Source organism: Rhodococcus phenolicus (genome assembly GCF_001646785.1).
Taxonomy (GTDB): Bacteria; Actinomycetota; Actinomycetes; order Mycobacteriales; family Mycobacteriaceae; genus Rhodococcus; species Rhodococcus phenolicus.
This window is the reverse complement of the sequence record NZ_LRRH01000030.1, coordinates 81551-94151: the sequence shown is the minus strand read 5'-3', so window position 1 is coordinate 94151 and position 12601 is coordinate 81551. Positions and strand designations below refer to the sequence as shown.

Sequence of the window (12601 nt, the reverse complement as noted above, 5' to 3'; positions counted from 1 at the left end):
CGCAGCGTGCGCCCCTCGCCGGCAGGCCGATCACGCATGACCACCGCCCCCGTTCCGGACACCCTGCCCGAGGCTCTGTCGCCGCAATGGCTGACCTCCGCCCTGCATCCGCGCTATCCGGGCCTGCAGGTACGGAAGGTCGATCCGGGTCCGATCGTCGACCGGGTCTCCACCAACGCCCGCTTCACGATCGAGTGCACGGGAGGCGTACCCGAGAATCTGTCGCCGGATCTGTGCGTCAAGGGGTACTTCAACGAGCAGGGCCGCGAAACCCGGGCCGCCGGTGAACCCGAGGCATGCTTCTACCGGGACCTGGCCGACGCGACGGGCGTACGTACGCTCCGAAGCGTCTACGCCGATTTCGACGAGCACACCCGGCACGGCGTCGTCATCACCGAGGACGTCGTGGCGGCGGGCGGCTCCTTCCTCGACGCGGGCAGCTCCTTCACCCCCGATCAGGTCGCGCAGAGCCTCGAGCAGTTCGCACAACTCCACGCCGCAACCTGGGGGAACCCGGCGTGGGCCGGACAGACCTGGTTGACCCCGCGCCTGACCGGTGCGCTCCGCGCCTTCGGCGTCGACGAGATCACCGCACGCATCCACCGCAACCTCCACGGGCCGAACGGCCGTCGGGTGCCCGCCGAGCTGCGCGATGCGCCGCGGCTCGTCGCCGCCTATCAGGGCCTCGTGAACGCACTCGCGGCCGAACACGAGGCGTCCGACTGGTGCGTCATCCACGGTGACGCGCACGTCGGCAACCTCTACCTCGACGGCCGCGGGTTCCCCGGACTGGTCGACTGGCAACTCGTCCAACGCGGAATGTGGTACCTGGACGTGGGCACCCACATCGCCACGGCCCTGGATCCCGACGACCGGCGCAGCACCGAACGCGACCTGCTCGTCCACTACCTCGATTGCCTCTCGTCACGCGGGGTCGAGCCCCCGCCGCCGGACGCGGCGTGGCGTGCGCTCGGCCGCGGGATCGTCCGCGGTCTCTACCTCTGGGGCATCACCGTCAAGGTCGAACCGCGCCTGATCGAGATCCTGCTCCATCGCCTGAGCACGGCGGCCGCCGATCACGATGCCCTGTCCCCCGAGTTGTTCTCGGCCCCTTGCTGATTCCCTCCCCGATGACCACCCAGACCGGAGAAGCCCGTGCCTCACGCACTTCCACACGAGCTACCGAACGCCGGAGGCGGCCGCTGGCCCTCGGCGACCGACCACTTCCACTCGGCCCAGTGGGGCGACCTCGAGGTGGGTTACACCACGACCGCCGGTCCCCGCGACTGCACGGAGCTCTACCGCGCCTGCGGGCTCCCGGGCGGCGTCTGCATGTGCCCCCACTACGGATACGTGCTGTCGGGCTCCATCACGGCCTGCTACCCCGGCACGGACATGGAGGACGAAACCGCGGTCGCCGGCGAGGTGTACTTCTTTCCCGCGGGGCACATTCTGAAGTATCCCGAGCAGACCCGCCATCTCGAGTTCAATCCCGCGTATGCGCTGCAGCAGCTGATGGATGCCATCGAACGGCTGGCCGATCGGATGAAGCCCGTCCAGAACTGACCGAATCTACTTTGCCGCTGTACCTTTCGGCGTCAGTTGCGAAATTCGACCGTCTCGGCTCTTGAATTTCCGAGAGGACCGTGGCAGCCTGTACGAGAATCACGTTCTACCTTGAACTGCATTTTTCAAGTTCCGCCGTCGCGCGGCGCGGCGCGACGGCCGATCCCGCGGGCAACGCCGGGAGGAACACGAATCACACTCCCCCAAGCGTTTCCCGGCCACGGCAGAAATCAGTCATCCCTTTCTCGAAAGGTGTTGTGAAAGTTGGCTATCCACAGCCCGAAACTGCCGGTCAGGTCGATACCACCGGCACTGAGCCGCCACTACGAAGCAATGGGGTGGTGGACCCGGGAAACGCTCGGCGAGATCCTCGCCGAGGGGTTGAACAAGCACTCCGACAAGGGATTCCACGTGCATTCGGTGGTCCGTCCGTACACGGGGACGTTCGCGGACGTCGAGCTCGTCGCCCGCCGGCTCGCCGCGGGCCTGTGGGCGCGGGGCATCCGGCCGGGTGACGTCATCGCGTTCCAGTTGCCGAACTGGATGGAAGCCGCCGCCACGTTCTGGGCATCGTCCCTGCTCGGTGCGGTCACCGTGCCGATCGTGCACTTCTACGGGCCCCGCGAACTCGGCTTCATCCTGAACGACGCACAGCCCCGGGTGTTCATCACCGCCGAGAACTTCGGCCGGATGACCTACTCACCGGGGGTCAGCGAGCACGTGCCGGTCGTGGGCGTGGTCGGACGCGACTTCGACGAGCTCCTCGGCGACGAACCGCTCGCCGGCGTGGCCACGGTCGACCCTGCGAGTCCCGCCCTCATCGCGTACACCTCGGGCACCACACGCGAACCCAAGGGCGTCATCCACTCCCACCGCAGCCTGATCTTCGAAACCCGTCAGCTGCTCTCCAACTACGACCCCGACCGCGGCAGGCAGCTCACCGCCCTCCCGGTGGGTCATTTCATCGGGATGCTGGGTGCCTTCCTGTTCCCGGTCGTCGACGGTATCCCCGCCGACATGTGCGACGAGTGGGACCCCACCCGGGTGCTCTCGCTGATGAACTCCGACGGTGTCGCGATCGGAGGCGGTCCCCCGTACTTCGTGACGAGCCTGCTCGACCACCCGGACTTCACCCGCGACCACCTCCGGCACTTCGGTCCGATCGGTCTGGGCGGGTCGACGGTGCCGGCGGCCGTCTCCCGGCGGCTGACAGATCTGGGCCTGACCGTCACCCGCTCCTACGGCAGCACCGAGCATCCCTCCGTCACCGGATCGGCGACGACCGCCCCGGAGGAGAAGCGCCTGCTCACCGACGGCTCCACCCGAACGGGAGTGGAGATCCGCCTGACGCAGGACGGGGAGATCCTCAGCCGAGGCCCGGACCTGTGTCTGGGCTACACCGACGAGTCGCTCACCGCTGCCGCCTTCGACGACGACGGCTGGTACCACACCGGGGACATCGGGGTCATCGACGAAGACGGATACCTCACCATCACGGACCGCAAGTCCGACATCATCATTCGCGGCGGTGAGAACATCGGTGCGGCCGCCGTGGAGGACGTGCTGCTCACGATGCCCGCGATCGCGGAGGCCGTCGTCGTCGCGGCCCCGGATCCCCGCTTCGGTGAACGCGCGGCGGCGGTCCTGCGGCTGAAGCCGGGACACACCATGCCGACGCTCGACGAGGTCCGCGCCCACTTCGCGGAAGCCGGAGTGGCGCGGCAGAAGTGGCCGGAAGAACTGCACGAGGTCGACGAGTATCCGCGCACGGCGTCGGGCAAGGTCCGGAAACACCTGGTGCGCCAGTACGTGGCCGAATCCGCGCGCCACCTCGACCGGGAGGAATCCCATGCCTGAGAACCGGTACGTCGTCGAACTCGACCAGGAGATCTGCATGGGTGCCGGAGTCTGCGTCTCCTACGCCGCCGACACTTTCGCGATCGGCCCCGGCCCCAAGGCCGAACTCGTGCACCCGGTCACGAACATCTCGGACGTGCAGGTCGCAGCCTCGGGTTGCCCCACCGGGGCCATCACCGTTCGAGACTCGCAGGAAGGACCCACCCGTGACGGACGTTGACGCACCCTCGCCGGCCACGGACACGACTGCGGCGACCCGGCCCCGGGCGTTCGACGGGGTACGGGTGATCGAACTCGCCCAGTGGGTGTTCGTTCCGGTGGCCGCGGCCCTGCTCGCCGACTGGGGAGCCGACGTCATCCGGATCGAGCCCCCCGAGGGCGATCCGTACCGCGGGTTGGCGACGCAGGGGGTCGGCACCGATCGGGGCGGGCCGAATCTCTCGATGGCTCTCGCCAACCGCGGGAAGCGTTCGATGGCACTGGATGTGCGGCGAGCGGAAGGTCTCGCGGTTCTGCACGAACTGCTCGAATCCGCGGACGTCTTCATCACGAGCCTTCGCCCGGCCGCGCTGGAGCGGCTGGGACTGGACGCCGACACCCTCCGGAAACGGTATCCGCGGTTGATCTACGCGCGGGGACACGGATTCGGCACGCGCGGTCCCGATGCCGACAAACCCGGATACGACAGTTCGGCGTTCTGGGCACGCGGCGGCGTCGGCCATGTGCTGACCCCCACCGAGCGCGAGTACCCGATCAGCCAGCGCGGGGCCATGGGCGACCGCAACGGCGCCATGGCGTTGGCGTTCGGGATCGCCACCGCACTGCTCGAGCGCGCCAAGACCGGCACCGGCACCACCGTCGACGTGTCCCTGCTCGCCACCGCGATGTGGATGCTGTCGTCGGACCTGCTCGCCGCTCTCAACGGTGGCGACGTGGCCCCGGTGACCGGCCGGGGACCGGGAGTCAACCCACTCACCGGGACCTACGCCACCCGGGACCGACGGCACATCCAGCTCATGTTCCTGCAGGGCGACCGGTACTGGCCGGCCTTCGCCCGGCTGGTGGGCCGCGAGGACCTCGTCGACGACCCACGCTTCGTGGACATGGCCGCCCGCAGGGCCAACAGCTCCGCCTGCATCGAGGAGCTCGACGGCATCTTCGCGAAGCACACACTCGCGGAATGGAAACACCTGCTCGCCGGGCTGGACGCGCCGTGGGCCCCCGTGCAGTCGGTGCACGACGTGGTCGAGGATCCGCAGGTCACGGCCAACGACTACATCGGCGAGGTCCGGCTCGACGACGGACACACCTACCGGCTGCCGTCGGTGCCGGTGCAACTGGACGAGGCGCCCGCCGTCCTCCGCCGCGCCCCGGAACACGGCGAGCACACCGAATCGGTGCTGCTCGAACTCGGCTACGACTGGGAGCGGATCGGATCGCTCAACGAGAAGGGCGTGATCCCGTGACCACCGCACGACCGGTCCCCGTACCGGACGCGATCTCGGCACCGTACTGGGCTGCGGCAGCGGACCACGTCCTCACCGCGGCCCGCTGCGCCCGGTGTTCCGGGTTCGCCATGCCGCCGGACAGTGTGTGTCCGCACTGCGGTTCCACCGATCCCGAGTTCGAGTTCGTTCCGGTGAGCGGGCGCGGCACCGTCCGCTCGTGGACGGTCGTCCGCCAGTCCTTCCTTCCCGGTTTCCAGGATCTGCTCCCCTTCGTTCTGGTCGACGTCGAACTCGAGGAGCAGCCGGAACTGCGGATGATCGGCCGACTGCTCGACGGTGCCGACGGCGAACTCCGCGTCGGGACACCGGTCGTCGCGGCCTTCGAGGACCTGACCGCCGAGGTGTCGGTCCCGGCCTTCGAGCGTGCGCCGTGACCGGCGGGTTCGCCCGCAACCAGGTGGCGATCGTGGGGTACGCGCACAGCGACATCCGCCGCACGGCCGATCGGCCACTCGGCGCCCTGACGGCCGACGTGGCCCGGGCGGCCATCGAGGACGCCGGGCTACGGGTCGAGCAGGTGGACGGCTACGTCGGTTCGAGCATGTTTCCGAGCGCGGGGGGCCGCGTCGCGGAGGACGGCGTGAACATCGTGTCACCGGCCTGGCTGGCGCAACGACTGGGCGGAAACCCGGGCTATGTCGCGGGATTCGACGGGATCGGTCAACTGACCGGGTCGGTGGCGATGGCCGTCAACGCGGTCGCCGCCGGGGCCGCCGAGTACGTCCTCGTGCACCGGGCACTGCACAACCCCACCGGCAGCTATCACGGCAATCCGATGCAGCAGGTGCACGGCCCGCAGCAGTGGACGGCCCCGCAGGGATTCTTCGGGCCGCTGGCGATGATCTCCCTGCCCTACACCGAGTACCTGCAGCGGTACGGTGCGCGTCAGGAGTCGATGGCCGCGGTGGTGACCGAGGCCCGGAAGAACGGCGCCCGGATCCCGTGGTCGTTCTGGCACGGCCGGCCGCTGACGGTGGACGAGTACCTGGTGGCACCGACCCTGTTCGATCCGGTGTGCCGCTACGACTGCGACATTCCGGTCGACGGGGCGGCGGCATTCGTTCTCACGAGCGCCGAGCGCGCGAAGGATCTCGCCCGTCCTCCGGTGTACATCTCGGGTATCGCGAACGGCTACCCCGCTCGACGGCGGCTGCCGCTGCATTGGCCTCTCGACGACATCGTCGACGGCGGAACCGATATGGTGCGCCGGTTGCAGGACGCGGCCGGGATCGGCATGCACGAGATCGATCTGCCGCAGGTCTACGACGGGTTCTCCCCGTTCGTGTGGTTCTGGCTCGAGGCACTCGGTCTGTGCCCGCCCGGTGAAGCCCACCGTTTCGTGGAGGCAGGCGGAATCGATAGCGATCGACCCGGCGCGGTTCCGGCGCTGTCCGGGGGCGGAGCCCTCGGAAACGGCCGGATGCACGGGATTCCGCAGATGCTCGAGTGTTATCTCCAGCTGTCCGGCCGCGCCGGGGAGCGTCAGCGCGAGGGGGTGTCCACCGCCGTGGCGTGCCATTCGTCTCCCCACTACGGCGGGGCGGTCGTGTATTCCGTCGAGCCGTTCTGACATCCTGCAAGAATTTTCAGAATGACACTCTCGCCCAAACGAGAATTATGTTCTACTTTCACCAGCTATTTAAGGAGCAAACGTGTCCATCCTTGCGGAACGTAGAACCTACGTCGCCGGAGAGTGGGTCACCGGCGATCAGGTCGTCCCCGTCGAGAATCCCGCCGACGAGAGCCACGTGGCCGATGTGATCGCCACCCCGGTGGCCGAGGTCGAACGCGGGATCCTCGCGGCCCGTCGAGCCTTCGACGACGGCGTGTGGGCCGACCGCACCCCCCGCGACCGCGCCCGGATCCTGCACACCCTCGTCGACCACCTCGAGGCGCACCGCGAAACCCTGGTGGAGACCCTCGTCGCCGAGGCCGGCCAGCCGTACCGATTCGCCGACGAAACACAATGCCGCGCAGGAACAGCCATCGCCCGGCACACCATCGATCTCTACCTGTCGATGGCACACGAGGACACCAATCCGGTTCCGGTCGACGACCTGGTGCGGGGGCGGGTCGCGCTCAGCATCCGCCGCCACGAACCGGTGGGTGTCGTCACCGCGATCACGCCCTACAACGCCGCGCTGATCATGGCCCTGCAGAAGCTGATTCCCGCGCTGATGGCCGGTAACTCGGTCATCCTGCGGCCCAGCCCCCTGACACCGATCTCGTCGCTGATCTTCGGCGAGGCCGCGGAGGCCGCCGGCCTGCCCGCCGGGGTGCTGAGCGTGGTGGCCGAGGAAGGCACCGAGGGCGCACAGTTGTTGACAACGCATCCCGCGATCGACATGGTGTCCTTCACCGGCTCGACCGTCGCCGGCCGCAACATCATCGCGCAGGCGGCGCCGACGGTGAAGCGCCTCTCCCTCGAGCTGGGCGGCAAGTCCGCGCAGATCTACCTGCCCGACGCGATCGAACGCGTGGGCATCGGCGCTCTCGCGGTGGTGGCGCGCACCGCAGGCCAGGCGTGCGTCGCCGCGACGCGGATGCTCGTCCCGCAGGACCGCAAGGAGGAGGTGCTCGAGGCGGTCTCCGCGGCGTACAACAGAATCACCGTGGGTCCCCCCAGCGATCCCGCCGCCCTGATGGGACCGGTGATCAGCGCGCCGCAACGCGCGAAGTGCGAGCGGTTCGTGCAGCTCGCCGAGGAGCAGGGCGCCAAGGTCCGGACCGGTGGCCGGCGTCCCGAACAGTTCGATCGCGGTTACTACTTCGAGCCCACCGTGCTGGATCTGCCGAGCAACGCGAACCCGGCGGCGCAGGAGGAGATCTTCGGTCCGGTCATCGGGGTCATCGGCTACACCGACGTCGACGACGCGGTGCGGATCGCGAACGACAGCGTCTACGGATTGTCCGGCCAGGTGTACGGGGCCGACGCCGCGGCCGCCGTGGCCGTCGCCCGGCGACTGCGCGCCGGTGCCGTCAACGTCAACACCACCGTGTTCAGCGCCTATGCGCCGAGCGGCGGTTACAAGCAGAGCGGGCTTGGTCGCGAACGCGGCCCCGAAGGAATCCGCGAATTCCAGGAAGTCAAGCACATGTCGATTGGAGAACTGCCGAAATGAGCATCGAGACGACGACCAACACCGAGTACAACCTGGATTGGCTCATCTCCGTGGACGACCACATCCTCGAGCCGCCGAACCTGTGGGTCGATCGGGTCCCGAAGAAGGACCGGGACCGCGCCCCCCACATGATCAAGGACGACAAGACGGGGATGGACGTCTGGGTCTACGACGGCAAGAAGTTCCCGAGCAGCGGCCTGAGCGCCGTCGCAGGCAAGTCCAAGGAGGAGTTCAGCCCCGAACCGCTGAACTACAGCGACATGCGGCCGGGCTGCTACGACCCACTGGAACGCGTGAAGGACATGGACCGCGCGGGAATTCTTGCGTCCCTGTCGTTTCCGACCATCACCCGATTCTGCGGTCAGCTCTTCATGGAAGCGAGCGATCGCGAGTTCGGATTCACGTGCCTGCAGGCCTACAACGACTGGCACATCGAGGAGTGGGCCGGCGCCGCACCGGGACGCTACATCCCGCTGATGCTGATCCCGCTGTGGGATCCGCAGCTCGCCGCCAAGGAGATGGAACGCTGCGCCGAGAAGGGCGTCACCTCCTTCTGCTTCTCGGAGAATCCCGAACCCCTCGGGCTGCCGACCATCCACGACAAGGACCGCTACTGGGATCCGGTCTTCGCCGCGGCCGACGATCTCGGCATGGTTGCCTCCATGCACGTCGGCTCCTCGTCCACGGTGCCCCGGATCTCCGCGGACGCGCCGTTCATGGCGAACCTGTCCTGGGGCGCGACCCGCACCTCGGGCGCGATGCTGACGTGGCTGTTCAGCAGCGTGTTCCAGCGTTTCCCCAACCTCAGGATCGCCCTGTCCGAGGGTGAGATCGGGTGGATCCCCTACTTCCTCGAACGGGCCGAGCAGGTGCTCGACAAGCAGCGCTACTGGGTGCAGCGGGGAGCCAACTTCACCGGGCACGCCGGCATGGACACCGATCTGGACGCGCTCGACGTGCGCGAGGTCTTCCGCAAGCACATCTTCGGATGCTTCATCGAGGACCATCACGGGATCGCGAGTATCGACGAGATCGGCGAGGACAACATCATGTGCGAAACCGACTACCCGCACTCGGATTCCACGTGGCCGAACTGCATCTCGTCGGTGAAGAAGCAGATCGGTCACCTTTCACCCGAGGTCCAGTACAAGATCCTGCGCGGCAACGCCGAGCGCCTGTACCGGTTCACTCCGGCGAAGCCCCCGGTGCTCGCCGATGCCTGACCTCGTTCTCGAACCGACCGCGGCGACGGACACGTCGATTCCGCCGAAATGGAGTGTGCGATGACCGACTTGTTCGGTGACAAATCCGCGATCGTCACGGGTGCCGGCTCCGGCGTGGGCCGCGCCACGGCCCTGCGTCTCGCCGAAAAGGGTGCCCGCGTCGTGTGCGCCGACATCGACGTCGACCAGGCGAAGCAGACGGTTCGCCTCGTCGAGGGCCACGGCGGCACCGCCGTGGCCGTGGGAACGGACGTGTCCCGCGAGGATCAGGTGGAAGGCATGATCGGAGCCGCCGTCGAGCAGTACGGCCGGCTCGACATCCTCGTCAACAACGTCGGCATCCCGACACCGCGGCTGGGCACCCTGCTCGAGGATCACACCGCCGAGGAGTTCCACCGCCTGGTGTCGGTCAACCTCGGCGGCGTCTTCTTCGGCTGCAAGCACGCGGTGCGGCAGTTCAAGAAGCAGGGCACCGGCGGCTCGATCGTGAACACCGCGTCGGTCGCCGGCATCGTCGCCTGGGGCGGATCGGTCTACGGCGCGACCAAGGGTGCGGTACTGCAACTGACCCGCGCGCTGGCGATCGAAGGCGCTCCCCACGACATCCGGGTCAACGCCATCTGCCCCTCGGGGATGCCGGCGACCGGTTTCATGGCGGCCGGCGGGATGGATCCGGAAGCGAGCGCAGCGCCCGAGTTCGCCGAACGCGTCGCCGCACAGCATCCGCTCGGTCGTGCTCTGACCGCGGAGGACTGCGCGGAGGCCATCCTGTTCCTCGCCTCCGACCGTGCACGCAACATCACGGGCGTGTCGGTGCCCGTCGACGGGGGGTACGTCGCCAGATGACGACCGCATCGCTCGACCGCAACCGGATGCGTGAGCTGTTCGACCTCCAGGGTTCCTACAACGAGCTCACCGGAGGTCTCTACAGCGGGGATCCGTACCCTATCTGGCATCGTCTCCGCAGCGAGAAGCCGGTGCACCGGGGCACCGTGCACGAACTCACCGGAATCTCGGATCAGCTGTATTTCCAAGGACTCCCGTTTCCGGACCGGCCCCACTTCTCCGCGTTCAGCTTCGAGGCGTGCAACGACGCGTTCCGCAATCCCGCCGTGTTCGCCTCCTCCCCCGAGGCCGTGGACGCCGATCCGGAGAAGGGGTCGCTCGGGCACAACAGCATGCTGTCGATGAACGGTGTGGAGCATCGGCGGTACCGCGGCCTGGTCCAGCCCTCGTTCCTCCCGTCCAACGCCGAATGGTGGATCCGCAACTGGATCGAGGAGACCGTCCATCTCCTCATCGACGGTTTCGCCGGCGACGGACGCGCCGAACTCAACGTCGACTTCTGTGCGGCCATCCCGGTGCTGACCATCACCGGCAGCTTCGGCGTGCCGATGGAACAGGCCCTCGACATCCGTGCCGCCCTGACCCGCGACCACGGGAAGATCGTGGAGATCCTGGCGCCGATCGTCGCGGCGCGACGATCGAATCCGCAGGACGACCTGATCAGCGTGCTGGTTCAGGCCGAACTCACCGACGATTCGGGTCACACCCAGCGACTCTCCGACGAAGAGATCTACACGTTCTCGCTGCTTCTGCTCGCTGCCGGATCGGGAACGACGTGGAAGCAGATGGGCACCACGATCACCGCACTGGTACAACGCCCGGACGTTCTCGACGCGGTCCGCAACGATCGCCGGCTGCTCCGCGCGGCGATCGAGGAAACCCTTCGGTGGATGCCCACCGACCCGATGTTCTCGCGCTGGGTCACCGAGGACATCGACTTCCACGGTCAGTCCATACCGAAGGGCTCGGTCATCCACCTGTGCGTGGGTGCGGCGAACCGCGACCCGGAGCGCTGGGAGGATCCGGACAGGTACGACATCACACGCCCGACCAGGTCGACGCTGGCGTTCGGTCAGGGCGCCCACATCTGCCTCGGCATGCACGTCGCCCGCGGCGAGATGACCGTCGGGATCAATGCCCTGCTCGACCGGCTCCCCGGTCTGCGGCTGGACCCCGACGCGACCCCGCCGAGAATCGTCGGTATGTACGAGCGCGGCGCAACCGCCATCCCCGTGCTGTTCGATGCGAAATGAGAGGAATATGCCCGAAACCGATTACACTCCACCCGATCTCAGCCTGAGGGGTGCCGAGCACGTGCGCGCGTACCAGCAGTCCAACGGTGCGGTCGGATACCTGTGGAACGGTGTGCCGACACTGTTGCTCACGGTGCCCGGTCGCCGAACCGGGAGACCGGTCACATCCGCGCTGATCTTCGCGCGCGACGGAGCCGACTACCTGGTCGTCGCCTCGAAGGGCGGCGCGCCCGAGCATCCTCAGTGGTATCTCAACCTGCGGGCACATCCCCGCGCCGATCTGCAGGTCGCGGACCGGAAATTCTCGGCGGTCGCGCGGACGGCGACGCCCGAGCAGAAGCCCCGGCTGTGGAAGGTCGTCACCGAGACGTGGCCGAACTACGACGCCTATCAGGCACGAACCGACAGGGACATCCCGGTCGTGGTGCTCACACCGGGATGACGACGACTAGGATTCCTCAGCATGTCCAGGGCTGAGGAACGCGCGGTCGAGCGGTCGACGGCGGTGCAGCGATCGCGAACTCGCATCGAGAACCATGTGCGCGCGATTCTCGACGCCGCCCACCGGCTCGTCGAGACCAAGGGCGATGCCTTCACCACCCAGGAACTGGCGAAAGAGGCAGGCGTCGCACTGCAGACCTTCTACCGGTACTTCTCCAGCAAGGACGAGCTCCTCCTCGCGGTGATCGGCGACGGACTCGACGACGCGTGCCGGCGTTGGTCCGTGACGGCGGAGACGTTGGCCGGACCGCTCGAACGACTGCGGTTCTTCGTCACGTCGCCGCTGGCGGGCCTGGATCGCGAACCCCGCCGTCACAGCCTGGCACAGTTCATCGTGTCGACCCACTGGCAACTGCACCGGGTGTTCCCGACCGAACTCGCGCAGGCCGAACAACCCCTGGTCGACCTGCTGGAGAAGGAGATTCGGGCCGGCGTGGCCGCCGGCCTGCTGACGTCGACCGACACCGCGGAAGATGCGTGGTTCGTCACCGAACTCGTCCGGTCGGTGTACCACCACTGCGCCTACACCGCCGGCGATACCAGCGACCTGCAAGAGCAGCTCTGGCAGTTCTGCCTGAAAGCTCTCGGCGGCACCGCGCGCTGATCCGCGGCGCCGATCACCGCTGCCCGCCACCCGCGGGCGGCACGTACGCATCACGATGTCCGGATTCCGGCGTCGAACACGGCTCATCGCGGTGCACCATCCTGCCCCGCTGTCCGGCGCA

13 protein-coding genes are annotated in these 12601 nt (G+C 67.8%); all 13 read left to right on the top strand.

The features are described 5' to 3' along the window. The first annotated feature begins 36 nt into the window (after positions 1-36). The 13 genes from A8G15_RS09390 (at position 37) to A8G15_RS09330 (ending at position 12480) form a co-directional block, all read left to right on the top strand. Positions 37-1119 (top strand): phosphotransferase, encoded by a 1083-nt coding sequence (locus A8G15_RS09390; protein ID WP_068158377.1) that lies wholly within the window; start codon positions 37-39, stop codon positions 1117-1119. A 36-nt stretch (positions 1120-1155) separates the two neighbouring features. Continuing rightward, entirely contained in the window at positions 1156-1566 is a 411-nt protein-coding gene (locus A8G15_RS09385; RefSeq protein ID WP_245687770.1) for a cupin domain-containing protein, read from the top strand. A 333-nt stretch (positions 1567-1899) separates the two neighbouring features. After that, the gene (locus tag A8G15_RS09380) at positions 1900-3423 is read left to right on the top strand and encodes an AMP-binding protein (protein ID WP_068158374.1); all 1524 of its coding nucleotides are present in this window, start codon (positions 1900-1902) and stop codon (positions 3421-3423) included. After that, on the top strand, positions 3416-3643 hold the full coding sequence (locus A8G15_RS09375) for a ferredoxin (RefSeq protein WP_068158371.1): 228 nt from the start codon (positions 3416-3418) through the stop codon (positions 3641-3643). The genes A8G15_RS09380 and A8G15_RS09375 overlap by 8 nt, the downstream gene beginning before the upstream one ends. Next, positions 3630-4889, top strand: coding sequence for a CaiB/BaiF CoA transferase family protein (locus tag A8G15_RS09370; protein WP_068158368.1), 1260 nt, complete (start codon positions 3630-3632; stop codon positions 4887-4889). The genes A8G15_RS09375 and A8G15_RS09370 overlap by 14 nt, the downstream gene beginning before the upstream one ends. Then, a complete protein-coding gene (locus A8G15_RS09365; RefSeq protein WP_068158364.1) occupies positions 4886-5305 on the top strand; it encodes a Zn-ribbon domain-containing OB-fold protein in 420 nt (139 codons plus the stop codon). Before A8G15_RS09370 ends, A8G15_RS09365 begins: the two co-directional genes overlap by 4 nt. After that, entirely contained in the window at positions 5302-6501 is a 1200-nt protein-coding gene (locus tag A8G15_RS09360; RefSeq protein ID WP_068158361.1) for a thiolase family protein, read from the top strand. Before A8G15_RS09365 ends, A8G15_RS09360 begins: the two co-directional genes overlap by 4 nt. Positions 6502-6583: 82 nt before the next feature. Then, a complete protein-coding gene (locus A8G15_RS09355) occupies positions 6584-8053 on the top strand; it encodes an aldehyde dehydrogenase family protein (RefSeq protein ID WP_068158357.1) in 1470 nt (489 codons plus the stop codon). Further along, positions 8050-9276 (top strand): amidohydrolase family protein, encoded by a 1227-nt coding sequence (locus tag A8G15_RS09350; RefSeq protein ID WP_068158354.1) that lies wholly within the window; start codon positions 8050-8052, stop codon positions 9274-9276. The genes A8G15_RS09355 and A8G15_RS09350 overlap by 4 nt, the downstream gene beginning before the upstream one ends. 60 nt (positions 9277-9336) lie before the next feature. Beyond that, entirely contained in the window at positions 9337-10122 is a 786-nt protein-coding gene (locus A8G15_RS09345; RefSeq protein WP_068158440.1) for an SDR family NAD(P)-dependent oxidoreductase, read from the top strand. Then, on the top strand, positions 10119-11375 hold the full coding sequence (locus A8G15_RS09340) for a cytochrome P450 (protein WP_068158351.1): 1257 nt from the start codon (positions 10119-10121) through the stop codon (positions 11373-11375). Before A8G15_RS09345 ends, A8G15_RS09340 begins: the two co-directional genes overlap by 4 nt. A 7-nt stretch (positions 11376-11382) precedes the next feature. Next, the gene (locus A8G15_RS09335) at positions 11383-11817 is read left to right on the top strand and encodes a nitroreductase family deazaflavin-dependent oxidoreductase (RefSeq protein WP_068158348.1); all 435 of its coding nucleotides are present in this window, start codon (positions 11383-11385) and stop codon (positions 11815-11817) included. Positions 11818-11880: 63 nt separating this feature from the next. Further along, complete coding sequence (locus A8G15_RS09330; protein WP_068158438.1) at positions 11881-12480, top strand: TetR/AcrR family transcriptional regulator; 600 nt, start codon at positions 11881-11883, stop codon at positions 12478-12480. Positions 12481-12601: the final 121 nt, after the last annotated feature.

Coding starts and splice junctions, on each gene's coding strand:
- A8G15_RS09390 (WP_068158377.1), top strand. CDS start 37: ATGACCACCGCCCCCGTTCCGGACACCCTGCCCGAGGCTCTGTCGCCG.
- A8G15_RS09380 (WP_068158374.1), top strand. CDS start 1,900: ATGGGGTGGTGGACCCGGGAAACGCTCGGCGAGATCCTCGCCGAGGGG.
- A8G15_RS09375 (WP_068158371.1), top strand. CDS start 3,416: ATGCCTGAGAACCGGTACGTCGTCGAACTCGACCAGGAGATCTGCATG.
- A8G15_RS09350 (WP_068158354.1), top strand. CDS start 8,050: ATGAGCATCGAGACGACGACCAACACCGAGTACAACCTGGATTGGCTC.
- A8G15_RS09345 (WP_068158440.1), top strand. CDS start 9,337: ATGACCGACTTGTTCGGTGACAAATCCGCGATCGTCACGGGTGCCGGC.
- A8G15_RS09340 (WP_068158351.1), top strand. CDS start 10,119: ATGACGACCGCATCGCTCGACCGCAACCGGATGCGTGAGCTGTTCGAC.
- A8G15_RS09335 (WP_068158348.1), top strand. CDS start 11,383: ATGCCCGAAACCGATTACACTCCACCCGATCTCAGCCTGAGGGGTGCC.